Source organism: Acinetobacter sp. YK3, from assembly GCF_001729365.1.
Taxonomy (GTDB): domain Bacteria; phylum Pseudomonadota; class Gammaproteobacteria; order Pseudomonadales; family Moraxellaceae; genus Acinetobacter; species Acinetobacter vivianii.
Genome location: NZ_LZPJ01000149.1, coordinates 21,562 through 36,235, shown reverse-complemented (window position 1 = coordinate 36,235; position 14,674 = coordinate 21,562). Strand labels below are relative to the sequence as shown.

Here is a 14,674-nt window from a genome sequence, read left to right as displayed (position 1 = left end):
TCAGTAAATTCATTCAATGAAGCTATAGTACGCAAAAACCATAAATAGGTAAAACAGTATGTTTTTATTATTTTGATCGAATAAACCTATCAAAAACAAATCAAACTATCTGATACATCTTGAGCGGGCTAGCTCAAGGGTAAATGGCATTACCCGCTGCAGTGTGTTATGAGCATAAAAACCCATTAATACTCAAGCTTTTGACTGATTCGATTTCTACGATTTTTCAAATGTTTGGCCAGCACATATAAAACTGCGCTTAAAGCCAAGACCAATATGACGATTCCCCACAAAATGACAGTCACAATATGGGAAACACGCTCTGCCTGCTGGGCACGTAGATCTAGCGGTTGTGTCAGTGCGGTAATGCTTTTGCCGTAAAGTTGCTGCTGCATCACCCACAACTGCTCAGGTTTAAAATCGTATTTTTTAAACAAAAGCGGATCATTTTTTTCAACATCAATTAGCTGGTTCACATAGATATTGGCAGTCTTACGGTCAACAGGTTGATGCAATAAGGCCACTTGCGCCAAGACATAGGCTTTTTCAGTCGAAGAAATATCAGCTTGCTGTAAATCCTGCGCAATCTGACTTTCCACAATATTATTTTGATAACTCATCCACTGCTGATAGGCCTGCTTGGTTTCATCTTTCCAGTCATATTGGATGTAACTTAAACCAGACCAAAGCAAGATAAACGAGATAATCCATGCCAGAAAGCGCTGTGTCCATGCTTGAAAACGCTGCTGAAAAAACTTGATTTTTTTCGCCCAGCTCACAAGAAAAAAAGCACCAAGAAATGAGACAAATATTTTTAAAAACAGCCAGCCAAACCATGACAATAAATTAAAGAAATAATCGACAGGCTGTTTAAAAGGAATTAATTCCTGTACATGATAAGGCAAATCTAGCGCCTGAACCTGCATGGAAAGATCAAAGAAACGATAGATAAATTCTTTCTGAAAAAACAGCGATGCAATGGTAACAACCACTAGAGTACTGGTCAGAAAAAACCAGATCATTAAATGACGCTGACGTTTTTTTAACACATCTAAACGCTGATCAAGCGGCTGTACACTAAAGTCGTCTATTGGTGACAATGATCTTTCCTTCAAAAATTAATCTTATCAAGATTGAGGCGGCTGACTATTCTCCAGCACCAGATGATTCAGACTATCCTGCAATGCACGTAAACGTGTCGTTGCTTCTGCACGTTTCTGCATGCCTTCTTTCTGGATCTGAATCACATCGTTTACTGTTTTAATGAGGGTGTTTTGAACATGTTCAAGTGTTTCCACATCAATCACTGAACGCTGATTCGCTTTCGCTGTATCGACCGAGTTTTGATGAAGTAACTCGGCATTACGACGTAATAACTCATTGGTAGTGTCATCAATGGCTTTGGCAAGCTGCACGCTATTCTTCTGCTCTTGCAATGAAATCGCCAGACTAATCTGATTTTTCCAAGCTGGTAAAGTGATGTTTTTAATCGCATAGAACTTATCCACCAGCATCAGGTTATTCGACTGGATAATGCGGATCATTGGCAATGTTTGCATGGCAGACTGTTGTAAAACCTGTAAATCACTCACCCGCTTTTCAAGATTATTGGCCAAATGATTCAGGTCATAAATCTGCTGTGTAGTCTGCTGATCCTGCTCTTGAGAGGTCAATGCTGAAATCTGCTGCTGGATATCTTGCTGCTTCAATTGACCTGCTGCAATGTATACACCCAACTGCTTATATTCATCCTGTACGGCATCAAACATTTTATCAAGCGTACCAACACGCGCCTTTAAGCCTGTTTGCGAACTTTCAATTTCCTTAACCAACACATCAATTTGTTCTTTGGTGGTATTAAAATGCTGATCAAAGTTTTGCTTGGCACCCTTAAGTTTGCTCAGTAAGCCACCAAAAAAACCTGAGCTTTTTGATTTATTCAGGATACTTGAAGTATTCAGTTGCTGAGCCACCTGAACCACTTCGTTGAGTTTTTGCCCCGTGCTATCCAGATCTTTATTTTGCACCAGACTTAATAACTCATCGGTATAAGTCGAGGTCTTATTGGCAATATTTTTACCGTACTCCGCCACAACAGTCGTGCTAATCTCTGCCAACTCTTTATGGGCATCCATCACTTCGGCAAGGTCTTGTGGCTGTAAACCCAATTCTTTTAGATTGAGTTGCTCAAAACGTTGCTCAGGCTTGAGTTCAAGTTCATGAGATACTTTGCTAAGTTCTGAATCTGACATGATATTCCCCTCTTATTTCTGTAATGATTTTTTCAAATTCTGAATCAAGTTTTCTCGACTCTTGTCCAGTTGCTCAATGGTCGCCGATGAACTGGACTCACGACTTTGCTTCAAATGATATTGCCATGCAGGAATTAAGACCTGTTGCGCTTCTTTAAAACGGTCTAAAAGACTAAAGGACAAATGTTGGGACAATTGCATTTGCTTCATCGCAATATCATTACTGCTCTGCAAAGTTTGTAACGTATTCACTTTTTTCGAAAGTCGCTCAACAAAATGGTCCAGCACCTGCTGTTTGCTAAATTGAGGATATTCTTTTAAAAACTCATCTGCGGCCTGAATATAAGCGGCCATTTGCTCGCGCAAACCCAGTGCCTGCTGCAAACGTGATTGGGATTTCTGGATTTCAATCTGTAAGCGCTGACTAAGATGATTGGCTTCATTAATCAAACGATCTAAATCTTTAACATATTTGACTTGCCCGGCATCGTATTCGACATCAATCCCCAACCATTTTTGCAATGCATTGAAGCGACGCCCACCCAGATATTTTTTTGAAACCGAAAGCTGCTGAATAATCTGGCTAATCACTTCGCTCAGTTGCTGATTCAGCTTTGGATCAACGCCATTGAGCAGGACACTCTGTGCTTGTACCAAATGATCTGCATAATGATTTAAACGATGTGGATCGTTTAATAAAGGCACTAAATCATTACGCTTGATCGCTAAAATATGTTCTTGATTTGACTCAATTTGCGATAAAGGTATTAAGTCGGGCGGTATCGTCATATAAGTTAAAAATCGTGGGTACAAATAAATTTGGACAGGTTTATTTGTAGCATGTTCTAGCATTTTCGCATACAGCATTGTTGTTATGTTTTTTAAAATTTATTGCCAGATTAAAAAGCAAAAACCTTCTAAATTACAATCAATAAAGAGGGTTATACCGAGCCTGATTCATGATTTATTCATCATTCAGTGCACATTCAAAACTATTTGGATTTTGTTTACAGCGAACCTTCTTCAAGAAGTTCATCATTTTGGGATCGTAGATACCTGCTTTGGTCAATGAAATACGTGCCTCACGCATCATTTTCATATAATTCACCTGCTCTTCAGGTGAAATATTCATCCAGTATTTTGCAGGAATTTCTTTTTCATATTTGGCGATAATATTAAAAGTACGGCCTAGTTGACCTGCTACCCATTCACGTGACTTTTGTCCAAATCCTGCTGGAAACTTATCCTTGCGAATAATAAAATTTGCTGAAATTTGAGTGAGTGGAAATTTTACGATTCCACCTTTATCGCCCAGACCTTTATAAAGTTCGAACGGCTTATAGGCAACAATCGGTGCTGGGACAATATCAATCTGATGATTGTTAAATTTGGCACCTGCATTGGTCACATCTACAGAAACCGCTTGTGCGCCGACTTGAGCGACCAGCTTCGGTTGTGCCTCGTCATAGGCAAACACCCCGACTTTCTTCCCCGCAGCCTTGGCTAAGGTATTGATACTGCGGTCAGCAACAAACAGATAAGCAGGCCCAATCGTCCCAAGCCCGGCAATTTCATAAGGCCCATTGACCATACTTTTTGCAGCTTGCGGCTTTGACAAAATTTGATAGGCTAAAATTGCCGTTTTTAAATCGGTTAATGCGCCAATTGCATCTAGAGAACCGACATATTTATTGAACTGTCGCCCCCGTAAACCACTGATAATCGCACCGTCGCATTGTCCAACTTTCAAATCTTCTGCGGCAACACGTTCATCGACATAAGCACGTAAATCGATATCCGCACCCCATTTTTTGGCTTCAAGCGCATAGTCCTTTGCCAATGCAAAAGCATCACCCGATTTACCCACAGGATCGAATACACACACTGTTTGCTTGGCCTGAGTCGCAACTGCAAATCCAAGTAACGCCAAAGTAATCAAACCGTTTTTAATTATCATCTCGTTCTTCCCAGATAAGATTTATTATCTATTCATCTCACCTGATTTAGCGGCATGATCCTATGACGCGATTTATTTTTTTAATAGATTTGCAGTCAATAAAAACCGAGTAGATGATTTAAATCAACGCATTAATCTGTTCGCTTTTAAGATTTAATCCGTTGGTTTTTGTGGAAGCGCATAAGTTCCAATGACATGTGCCACAGGTTCTTCATCATCCAGCGAATACAACCAGACCTCGCCTGTAACTAAGGTTTTACCCACTTTGATCAATTTACAGACAGCTCGAAGATCGCGATTGCCATTTGGTTTACGGAAAAAGTTAATGGTCATATTGGTGGTCACGGCCATCGCGACCAGACCTAAATGTCCCAGAATGGCAATATACAGCACGTAATCTGCCACCAGCATTAAAGTCGGCCCTGAAACCGTCTGTCCCGGCCGCAAATCTCCTGCATCAACACGATAAAGCAGCTGTGCACCTCTTGGTGTAATCTCTTCAATGGTACTTTTCATCAACGCTTGGGGAAATTCCTGCGCCAAAAATCCCATAATTTCGTCTTTTGTTGCTGCCATGCATTATTCCTATTGTTCCTGTTATATCTTTCTTAAAATGTAATAGTTGATTTTCCCATCTAATCAGTCTGATTAGAAAGCTCATTTAATACCTGCCAATAGCTTGGCGGTTCACCCACATGACCACGTTCACGTAGCATTTGATGCACTTTTGGCAGTTTAAAGTAAGGTACCGCAGCCATCAAATGATGTTCTTTATGATAGTTAACATTAATCGGTGCAACCAAAGCGCGTGCAAGATAGCCTGCTTTGGTGGTACGGGTATTGGTTAATGCACTATTGCTGGTTTCCATGCCAGCATGCTCTGCCATTGAACGAACTCTGAGAAATAAAGGAAATGGTGTTAAATATGCCACAACCCACAATGCATAAAGTTTAGGATGACCTGCTGCCCATAGGGCCGAAAATAGCGCTGCATTGGTGGCAATTGCCCCGCCACTGTTTTTTAGAAATGCTTTCGGATAATCAGTCCAGTGTTTGCCTTCCTGAGAAATCCAGCGACGATCATTGGATACCGTCCACTCCATTTTCTCAATATCCATCAGCACACGACCAACCGCAAATTTAAATCCAGTCACTCCTGATACATCACGCATAAATTTACGCATTAAAGATTTCTTAGAGGTTGGAAAGCCTGTCACAAGGGATAAATCAGGATCATCCACTGTTGAGGTTTTACTATGATGACGCATGTGATGCGCACGATATTTATGCAGATCATTCCAGATCGGACGTGCACATAACCAGTCAGTTAAAGTGTCATTGAGCCATTTGGTTTTAAACAGACTTTGATGAGATGCATCATGCATGATAATTGCCAATGCCAATTGACGTCCCGCCAAAATGACCAATGCAGCAATACACATCAATAATTTACCCCATGCAGGTAAATATTCCCATGAGCTCGCTACTGCAGCAAAAGTCCCACCAATGACTGCCCATGTTGAGAACACAGCCCAACTGCCATGCAAATCTGATTTAGCGGTGAGTTCAGTAATTTCCTCTCTACTGAATAAGTCACTAATTGCAACGCGTGTATTCATCTCTCTATCCTGTCAGAATGTGTTCTATTCTTATAAAACTACACAATTTATATTTTTATTTTAAACTTAGTAATATTTCTGTCAATAAATTAAAATTAAATTATCTGTAATATTTGTAATCAACCTTTACTCAACATGATTTTCATAGAATTTACGCCATGCATCTAAACCTGTCTGATCAAGACGTTGTACACTTTCAGCAAACTGTTGTCGGAGCTGTACATCCACAAAATCTTCTGGTAACAAAGGATCATTCATCAATAAGGAAATCGTTTGTCGTCCAAGTAATAACGACTCTCGAGCAGCATCCTCTAAGGAGAGTTGCGGTACAGTCGCTAACCACTGCTGGATCATCTGACAATATTTCTCATAATTCTGGTTTAAGATCTGGGGCGCCCAGAGTTTTGGCAAGTTCGCTAAAGTTGTCGCATCAAAATGGTTAATTTGGCAGATTTTTGCGGTCTCTTCTAAACCTGAAGATTTTAATTCTGAAAATAACTGATCAAAGCCAATCGCCAGATTATCTGGACGAATATAAATTCCCTGTTCCAGCTCTTTAAAACCGAAATGTTTTAATGCTCTTTCCCGACGATTTAAAGCAGTACGATCAACACGCCCCAACTCACCCGTAAATACTGCCAAATATTGATGATTCCAGCGCTTGGTCTGTTTAATCCCTTGTTTACGATTCAACATGACATCAGCCCATTCATGCGACTGCACTGTAAACTGATACACGCCGCGCTCAATCGCCTCTATGACGCCATCACTCGATAAACGAGTAACCGCTACGCGAATGCTGTTCTCACTAATGTCGAATAGTCTTGCCGCGACAATAATCTGCTTAATTGAAATCGCACGACCTTGCAGCCCCAAAAGTAAATCAATAATTAAATCACGGGCATTCATTTTAGCTATTGTCATCTTGCAGTCGAACCCATATAGGAATATGAAAGATTAGAAATAAGAGATGGGAATCTTAACTGAGAATCTCCCTTTTCGCATTTGCAAAAAGGGAGGGTTTTTTATTTTTTATAGGAAAACAAACAACAAAATAATACCGAGAACAATACGGTACCAAGCAAACACACGTAATGTGTGTCGTTCAACAAATTTTACCAATGCACTGACCACAAACAGTGCCGAAATAAAGGCAGCCACAAAACCCACCGCAATATTCAGCATATTATCTTGCGTTAGCACATCAGCATTACGTGCCAAGTCGAATACCGCTGCACCCAACATGGTTGGCATCGCCAAGAAGAAGGAAAACTCGGTTGCTGCTTTACGAGACAAGCCCGAGAACATGCCACCAACAATAGTTGCACCTGAACGCGAGGTTCCCGGAATCATGGCGACACACTGCGCACAGCCCACCAGAAAAGCCTGCTTATAGGTAATCTTGGTCGCATCCGTGGTTTTATGATCAAATTTAATTGATTCAACCCAGAAAATGATCAAACCACCGACAATTAAAGCGACTGCAACCACAAGAGGACTAAACAACACGCTCTTAATAAAATCGACTGCAAATACCCCAATCACCACCGCAGGAATAAACGCCAATAAAACACTAAAAGCAAAATGTCGCGCTTCTGCATCGCCACTAAAAAAACCTTTGACTAAGTCAAAAATCTTTTGTCGATATAACCAGCATACTGCCAGAATCGCGCCAAGCTGAATCACAACTTCAAAAACACGACCGTCATCTGAATGAAAGTCGATCATATGACCAAATAAAATCAAATGACCTGTACTTGAAATGGGTAGGAATTCGGTTAAACCCTCAATAAAGCCTAAAAATAAGGCTTTTAAAATTTCAATATGTTCCATAAATTACTCAAAAGCACGTAATACAAGAATAAAAATAAACGGCAAGCTTACCTTGAAATGGCATCATTTTATGTGATTGTCACGTAACGTTTTTATCAAAAAAGGACGCATGTACATAAATATCTCTTAAATAATCATCAGACTATTTTTCTTTTGCATTTGTTCGACCACTTCATGCGTATCAAAACCCAGACGCCAATATAAAAGTTCTAAAACATCTAACTCATCTTGGGTAATAATACGGTCATTCCAGAGGCATCTTTCTGCAATGGACAAAATATTGAGACGATCCCGCAATAACAACCCTGACACATCATTCAGGATTTCAGCCAGATCCAATGGCTCATCTGAAATATCCGCATAGGTTTGCATTTCCTCTTCAGTCAAAAGCAGTTGCAAAATACGTTCACGTACTTCAAGTTGATTCGGACTGTTGATTTGCTGGACATGCAACAAGGCATCAATCAGATGCACAATCTGAGATTTCACATCTTCAAAAGCAGCAGGTAGATGGGCGGGCATTAAATTGAGCTCATTTTTAACCCTTTCAAGCAATAAGGCATCCAATAACCCTACTTCCCCATCTTCCTGAATAATACACGCCAACTTCGTCAGAAATTGACGGGCAATACTGGCTGGCATATGCCCAATATTCTTACAGGCATCATGGAAGATTTGCACATGAATACGACCATCCAGATTCAATAAAGCATCGACAATGGCATGGCTGACAGGTGCATCCTGTGGAATAAATTCGCGATATTGACGGATCATTAAAATCGCCACCATCACCTCTCGCGAACCCGTTGCGGTTTGCATCGCACGCTGAATGAGTTCAGGACGTTTCTTATTTTTACGGATTTCTGGATTAAGCGGCTTAATCGCATCATTCAATGCAAAACTAATCGGTGATAAACGCAACAGCGGTAAAGGCTGTGGTGAACTCCAAGGCGTCGTAATATCGGCCGTTTCTTCTTCCAGCGAACGAAATAAACTAAACAAAGGACGATTACGTAATTTTCTTAGATTTTCTAATTGTAAATCTTGCAATAAAGTCGGATTCAATTCATAGATTCGATCTTTAATACTGGGATGAATATTCATCCAGCTTTGTGGACTCAATGAGTTTGCAAAGCACATATGCGAAATGGATTCAGAATAGGCACTGTGAATTTGCGAGCCCGAATGATGGACGTAAATCCGTAATAGGGTTTGAATATTGGCATTATTATTCATCAATCGCATGGTCTTGAGATCATTGCGAAAGGTCCGCCCACTTAAAGTCAGATATTTAATTCCACGGGTAATTAAAATCCCTAAACTTCCAATCAGCCAAATCACCCCACCTATCGCGACAAAAATAGTTTCAAACTTATTGCGATAAGACGTTGCATAAGGACTATAACCCGCTTGAGCCAGCTTGCTTCCCCATTGGCTAAAGGTCGTTAGGCCACTATACAAAAGTTTAAGCTTGGTATTTTCAACTGCTTCACCAGATAAAATCTGGTTAAACTCATAACTGAGCAAGCCATACAGTTCCAGCTCATCAAGATTTTGCAAAGCCCCCCAAGTCAGGATAATCACAATATCTTGCGACCTAAAACCAGCGGTTAAAGCATTTACACCAACCTCATCAGGTAAAACATAGACCGCAGGAGGATCGATAGAGAAGCTTTTGGCCACTTGCTCTACAATTTTTAATGCCGTACTTTCTTCGGGCGTACTTTCATCAAATACTAGACGTCTGGCCTTTAATTGCTTGGCAAGCGAATGCCCGCCTTCACGTAGCACATAAAGTTCTGCACCAACCGACCAGAACAGCACAAAAATAAGCAAGAGAATAAAATAAGGACTAAGAACATGCCACCAGATCGGCTGCGTATAATCGAAGAAATGGACGACCAAACCTAAAATTAGATTAAGAATAAAAACAGTCAACAACATCGCCAGCCAACAAAAGCTCATTGACCATGCAATATTCTTATTTTCGATTAAGTAATGGCTCATTTCTCTCAATGTAAATTTTCCTGATTACATTGTTTCTGTTTAGGACTTCCGTATCCGTTATCATAAAATAAAAAAGCGGGAAATTCCCGCTTTTCTATAGATTAAGATGATTACTCTTCTTTGATTCCGGTTAAATCAACCGAAGCGGCATCAATATTCACATCGATATAGCTATCTAGTTTATTTTTTGCAGAGTCGCTACGTTTTTGCTCGAGTTTATCAAGGTAATCCTTGTCGATTCCACCCGCCACATAAATACCATCAAACACTGAACAATCAAACTCAGTTAAATCTGGCACTTTGCTGGTACGAACCGCATTTTTCAAATCTTCCAAGTCTTGGAAAACCAGACGGTCTGCACCAATATTTTCACGGATTTCTTCAACTGTACGGCCTGAGGCAATCAGTTCAGCCTTCGCAGGCATATCAATACCATACACATTTGGATATTTCACCATTGGCGCAGCTGAAGCAAAGAATACTTTCTTCGCACCAGAATCACGTGCCATCTGGATAATTTCGTTACATGTGGTACCACGTACAATCGAGTCATCGACCAATAGAACATTCTTGTCTTTAAACTCAAGCTCTACAGGGTTCAATTTTTGACGAACTGATTTTTTACGTTGTTGCTGACCCGGCATAATGAAGGTACGTCCGATATAACGGTTTTTCATAAACCCTTCACGGAATTTCACACCCAAAATATTTGCCAATTCTAAAGCAGAGGTACGGCTGGTATCTGGAATTGGAATCACAACATCAATATCGTGCTCCTCACCCCATTCTTTCAAAATCTTATACGCCAGCTTCTCACCCATTTTTAAACGGGCTTTATATACTGAAATACCATCGATCGTTGCATCTGGACGAGCAAAATACACGTATTCGAAAATACATGGGCGATATTCAGGATTTGCAGCGCATTGCTTGCTAAACAGCTGTCCATTCTCATCAATGAAAATCGCTTCGCCAGGCGCAATATCACGCTCAACTTTAAAACCTAGTGCCGTAATCGCAACCGATTCAGAAGCGATAATATATTCAGTCCCTTGTTCAGTTTCGCGAGAACCATACACCAGAGGACGAATACCATTCGGATCACGGAAACCAACCAGGCCGTGGCCTGTGATCATGGCAACCACGCCATAAGCGCCTTTGCAACGTTCATGTACACGAGAAACAGTGTGGAAAATATCGTCTGGTGTTGGATTTAAGGTACGAATCTTCTGTAATTCATGCGCAAAGACATTGAGCAGAACTTCTGAATCGGAATCCGTATTCATGTGACGTAAATCTGTTTTAAACAGGTCATCATGAATTTCTGCGGCATTGGTCAGGTTACCATTGTGTGCAAGGGTAATCCCGTACGGAGAGTTTACATAGAACGGCTGCGCTTCAGCACTGCTTGATGAACCTGCGGTTGGGTAACGCACATGTCCAATCCCGTAGTTCCCAAGCAATGCACGCATATGACGGGTATGGAATACATCGCGTACCATACCGTTATCTTTGCGGAGAAATAAACGCCCTTGGTGGCAGGTTACGATTCCTGCGGCATCCTGTCCTCGATGTTGCAGCATCGTTAAGGCATCAAATAACATTTGGTTCACTGGTGATTTACCGGCTATCCCAACAACTCCACACATAGCAACCTCGCGACAAGCTAGCGATTAATAAAAAGGATTTTTCGTCGAATGATCAGAACGGTCTGTGACAGCTGCACGTTCTGATTCGTCCATTTCTGGTGAAGGGCGATGTAACAACGCACCTTCAGATGTCATTTGATGTAAAGCTTGATTTGCCGCATCTTTGGACATTTCAGTAGCCAAAGGTGCGTAAGGTAATAAAATTTGTACGAATTTAGACTGTTTCCAGTGCGGTGAGCTTTCTACCCATGGCCCGAGACCCTGCATAGTGATCAGCACAATCAATAGTCCTTTGAGGGAACCAAAAGCACCACCTGCTAAACGATTTAATGGGCCCAGTTTTAAACTTTTCAAGAGCCCATTGAGTAACGCTGAAACAATCCAGGTACATACCACGATGATCAATACGATAAAAGCAAAAGCAGCAATTTTTTGCACAACGGGGTCTTGGCTCAGACTGCTCATTGCAGGTGCCAATACCACCGCGTATTTTGCTCCAATGATCAATGCAAATATCCATCCGATCAAGTTCGCAAAGGCTTTAATAAATCCTTGGCGCAAACCGTTCAGCCCTCCAATGAGCAAGATGACCAGAATAATGATATCAAGCGTGTTCATTTCACAATGTCATCGCATTAACACAATCTTTGATTAGGGTTGGGCCTGTATAAATCAGTCCGCTATAGACCTGAACGAGACTCGCTCCTGCCTGTTGTTTAGCAACCGCATGTTCGCCTGCCAAAATACCGCCTACACCGATCAAAGGAATCTGACCCGCGAGTACTTTCGCAAACTGGCGTAAACATTCGGTACTTTTCTCAAATACAGGCGCACCAGACAAGCCACCCGCTTCATTTCCGTTTTCAAGATTTTCGACACCTTCACGGCCAAGCGTGGTATTGGTCACGATGAGACCATCAATCTTGAATTGCAATAATTGTGCTGCAATAAAATCAATATCTTCTGTGGTTAAATCTGGTGCAACTTTGAGCACAAGAGGAACATAATGATTATATTGTTTTGCCAGTTCTAGTTGACGATCTTTTAATGTTTGTAACAACTCTGTTAGTGCATCACCACTTTGTAAGCTACGTAAGTTTTTGGTATTTGGAGATGAAATATTAACCGTAATATAAGACGCGTAATTATAAACTTTTTCTAGGCAGATCAGATAATCAGAAACTGCATCTTCAACAGGCGTATCGGCATTTTTACCAATGTTAATTCCAAGAACACCTTTAAATTTTGATGCTTTGACATTCTCAATCAGTTTATCCACGCCATCATTATTAAAGCCCATACGGTTAATAATGGCTTTTGCCTGAGGAATACGGAATAAACGCGGTTGAGGATTACCTGCTTGTGGACGTGGCGTAATGGTTCCAATTTCGATAAAACCGAAGCCTAGTGCTGCTAAAGCATCAATATGCGCACCATTTTTATCTAAACCAGCAGCAAGACCCACAGGATTTGGGAATTCAATTCCCATACATGTCACAGGTTTCGCTGCTACTTTCTGATGCATCAAGCCAATTTTATGGGCTTTATCCAGCATAGAAAGTGTAAGTTCATGTGCACGCTCTGGCGCTAAAGTAAACAACAAAGGGCGAGCCAATGAATATAACATACCAATCACAGTCTACTGTTTTTTCAAGTAGGCATATTATAGGCATAGGCGTATCAAAACGCCATGCCTGACATAGGGTTTTTAATGGCTTACTGTACTGTTGCAGTTAATTTAATCTGATTATTGTTTGACACCATATCCATTTTTTGAATACTAATCCCCATTTGCGACAATTGCATTAAAAAGTTAGCTAAAACAGCATAGTTCTGATGTTCTGCCACCAGTTGAATCTGTTCGCCATTTTGCTGAGAGGATACAGCCAAGCCCTGCTGTTGTGCTGTCCGCTGAATCTTGTCCGCAGCCGTCAGTGACAGATCATTGGCAGGTTTCATAGTAGCAGCATTACTCTGCATCCAAACAGTCAGATCTTTGAGCTCATTTAAGCGTTTTTGCTGCTGATCGGCTAAAGCATGCATTATCCACAAGGAATAACCGATCACCGTGACAATCACAAAAATGGTCGTAAAAATAACCATCACGCGTTCACGCACAGATAAACTTTGCAGATATTCATTGAGTGCTTCAACTTTCTGGTCGAAGCTGTTTTGTAAACGTGTTAGTGCTTTCATTATTTTACTTTTACCACCCCGATTGCGCCCACACTGTCCGCCTGAACATTGCCTAACTCAGCCTGAAAACCTTGCTGATTTAATTGTTGGGTCAGTCCTTGTAAATCATCTGCCGATTTTGCTTTGAGTGACATGGCGAGCGTTGAAGCATCGTAGCTGACCTGCTGAGCCACAATCTGTTTTTGCATCAGGATTGGCCCGACACGACTCAACAGTGACAGTGCCTGCGTATCGCCCAGCTGACTCATACGCAACTGGCTTTCAAACTGGCTCTTAATATTTTGTTCAGTCACCCTGATATTTTCACCGAACCAGTATTTGTATTGGTCAATAGCTTGAACAGCCGTCTGATCGGCGACTTTTTTCAATTTCGACCAGCGCAAAGTATCATAGCCCAATTGCACCACGATCACAGCCAAAAGTACTGCTGCGGCAGCTTTCCAGTAGCCCGACCATTGGGTTTCTGCATTTTTTGACTTCGGCAAAACATTAAAGGGATGCTGTTTTGCTTTTAACAGTGGCTGAAATTGATAACTGAATTCTGTACGCTGATCTTTGCTGGATGCCGTTGCCAGACTGTCCATCTGGGCAGCATTTAAATTGGCAAACTTAAATTGTGTTTCAGGTGGCTGGAACTCAAGAAATAAGCCGAGATCATCCACCGAGTTGCCTTGCCATGCATTTTCTCTGACCAGTAAATGATCATAGAGATTGACCAGCACAACCTCATGTTGCTCTGGCTCAGGCAAAATCAAAAAGTCAGGTAAGAAAGCGCTAATCTGGACAGGTAACAAACTGAGTGCATGCTGCCAGGTTTCAATGGTTGACTGTGCTACACCTAGAATATTGACTTGATCCTGATGAAAATGATGTACCACTTTCATTTGATCAATCGGTAAGGTTACAAACTCTTCGAGGAGATATTTAATCCCCTCTTGTCCTAATTGTTTGTAATGTACCTTTGTCATTGCTTGTTGCAACATCTGAGCATTACGGCTTGGAAAATAAACCACCGCTTCTTTTCCATTGTGCTCTTGCAAGTCTTGAATCAATTGCTCAAGACTATTGGCTTGCAACCAGTTTTCCCCAGCCGACCAATACCATGTTCCATTGGTTTCGGGCATCCATAAATACAGCATCGGTGTTCAGTACCCTTATCCT

General features: G+C 41.2%; 14 protein-coding genes. All 14 read right to left on the bottom strand.

All coding sequences use genetic code 11. From position 1 onward, the window contains the following. Nucleotides 1-185 precede the first annotated feature (185 nt). Entirely contained in the window at nt 186-1,100 is a 915-nt protein-coding gene (locus A9Z07_RS17455; protein WP_069580004.1) for a hypothetical protein, read from the bottom strand. Nucleotides 1,101-1,127: 27 nt separating this feature from the next. Then, complete coding sequence (locus A9Z07_RS17450) at nt 1,128-2,252, bottom strand: toxic anion resistance protein (protein ID WP_069580003.1); 1,125 nt, start codon at nt 2,250-2,252, stop codon at nt 1,128-1,130. Nucleotides 2,253-2,264: 12 nt separating this feature from the next. Continuing rightward, on the bottom strand, nt 2,265-3,041 hold the full coding sequence (locus tag A9Z07_RS17445; RefSeq protein WP_047432887.1) for a hypothetical protein: 777 nt from the start codon (nt 3,039-3,041) through the stop codon (nt 2,265-2,267). 175 nt (nt 3,042-3,216) lie between these two features. Next, nucleotides 3,217-4,209: a putative solute-binding protein gene (locus tag A9Z07_RS17440; protein WP_069580002.1), complete on the bottom strand. Its 993-nt coding sequence runs from the start codon at nt 4,207-4,209 to the stop codon at nt 3,217-3,219. A gap of 153 nt (nt 4,210-4,362) precedes the next feature. Further along, complete coding sequence (locus tag A9Z07_RS17435; protein ID WP_004771723.1) at nt 4,363-4,785, bottom strand: PaaI family thioesterase; 423 nt, start codon at nt 4,783-4,785, stop codon at nt 4,363-4,365. Between the two features lie 59 nt (nt 4,786-4,844). After that, entirely contained in the window at nt 4,845-5,828 is a 984-nt protein-coding gene (locus A9Z07_RS17430) for a fatty acid desaturase family protein (protein ID WP_069580001.1), read from the bottom strand. Between the two features lie 126 nt (nt 5,829-5,954). Beyond that, on the bottom strand, nt 5,955-6,752 hold the full coding sequence (locus A9Z07_RS17425; protein ID WP_069580000.1) for a PaaX family transcriptional regulator: 798 nt from the start codon (nt 6,750-6,752) through the stop codon (nt 5,955-5,957). Nucleotides 6,753-6,860: 108 nt separating this feature from the next. Further along, complete coding sequence (locus tag A9Z07_RS17420; protein ID WP_004771720.1) at nt 6,861-7,661, bottom strand: undecaprenyl-diphosphate phosphatase; 801 nt, start codon at nt 7,659-7,661, stop codon at nt 6,861-6,863. Between the two features lie 126 nt (nt 7,662-7,787). After that, nucleotides 7,788-9,677, bottom strand: a complete 1,890-nt coding sequence (locus tag A9Z07_RS17415; RefSeq protein ID WP_171066985.1) for a M48 family metalloprotease — start codon at nt 9,675-9,677, stop codon at nt 7,788-7,790. A gap of 101 nt (nt 9,678-9,778) precedes the next feature. After that, nucleotides 9,779-11,317 (bottom strand): amidophosphoribosyltransferase, encoded by a 1,539-nt coding sequence (gene purF / locus A9Z07_RS17410; protein ID WP_005257025.1) that lies wholly within the window; start codon nt 11,315-11,317, stop codon nt 9,779-9,781. A 24-nt stretch (nt 11,318-11,341) separates the two neighbouring features. Further along, a complete protein-coding gene (locus tag A9Z07_RS17405) occupies nt 11,342-11,935 on the bottom strand; it encodes a CvpA family protein (RefSeq protein ID WP_004771717.1) in 594 nt (197 codons plus the stop codon). Between the two features lies 1 nt (nt 11,936). Then, entirely contained in the window at nt 11,937-12,944 is a 1,008-nt protein-coding gene (locus A9Z07_RS17400; RefSeq protein ID WP_062847154.1) for a quinone-dependent dihydroorotate dehydrogenase, read from the bottom strand. An 89-nt stretch (nt 12,945-13,033) separates the two neighbouring features. Then, nucleotides 13,034-13,513 (bottom strand): type II secretion system protein GspM, encoded by a 480-nt coding sequence (gspM, locus tag A9Z07_RS17395; RefSeq protein ID WP_005257023.1) that lies wholly within the window; start codon nt 13,511-13,513, stop codon nt 13,034-13,036. Then, nucleotides 13,513-14,652: a type II secretion system protein GspL gene (gspL, locus tag A9Z07_RS17390; protein WP_069579999.1), complete on the bottom strand. Its 1,140-nt coding sequence runs from the start codon at nt 14,650-14,652 to the stop codon at nt 13,513-13,515. Before gspL ends, gspM begins: the two co-directional genes overlap by 1 nt. Between the last annotated feature and the right edge of the window lie 22 nt (nt 14,653-14,674).

Excerpts from the sequence above, each read along its gene's own strand:
- A9Z07_RS17420 (WP_004771720.1), bottom strand. The coding sequence starts at position 7,661 with ATGGAACATATTGAAATTTTAAAAGCCTTATTTTTAGGCTTTATTGAG.
- purF (WP_005257025.1), bottom strand. The coding sequence starts at position 11,317 with ATGTGTGGAGTTGTTGGGATAGCCGGTAAATCACCAGTGAACCAAATG.
- A9Z07_RS17405 (WP_004771717.1), bottom strand. The coding sequence starts at position 11,935 with ATGAACACGCTTGATATCATTATTCTGGTCATCTTGCTCATTGGAGGG.
- A9Z07_RS17400 (WP_062847154.1), bottom strand. The coding sequence starts at position 12,944 with ATGTTATATTCATTGGCTCGCCCTTTGTTGTTTACTTTAGCGCCAGAG.
- gspM (WP_005257023.1), bottom strand. The coding sequence starts at position 13,513 with ATGAAAGCACTAACACGTTTACAAAACAGCTTCGACCAGAAAGTTGAA.
- A9Z07_RS17435 (WP_004771723.1), bottom strand. The coding sequence starts at position 4,785 with ATGGCAGCAACAAAAGACGAAATTATGGGATTTTTGGCGCAGGAATTT.
- A9Z07_RS17440 (WP_069580002.1), bottom strand. The coding sequence starts at position 4,209 with ATGATAATTAAAAACGGTTTGATTACTTTGGCGTTACTTGGATTTGCA.
- gspL (WP_069579999.1), bottom strand. The coding sequence starts at position 14,652 with ATGCTGTATTTATGGATGCCCGAAACCAATGGAACATGGTATTGGTCG.
- A9Z07_RS17450 (WP_069580003.1), bottom strand. The coding sequence starts at position 2,252 with ATGTCAGATTCAGAACTTAGCAAAGTATCTCATGAACTTGAACTCAAG.
- A9Z07_RS17445 (WP_047432887.1), bottom strand. The coding sequence starts at position 3,041 with ATGACGATACCGCCCGACTTAATACCTTTATCGCAAATTGAGTCAAAT.
- A9Z07_RS17430 (WP_069580001.1), bottom strand. The coding sequence starts at position 5,828 with ATGAATACACGCGTTGCAATTAGTGACTTATTCAGTAGAGAGGAAATT.
- A9Z07_RS17425 (WP_069580000.1), bottom strand. The coding sequence starts at position 6,752 with ATGACAATAGCTAAAATGAATGCCCGTGATTTAATTATTGATTTACTT.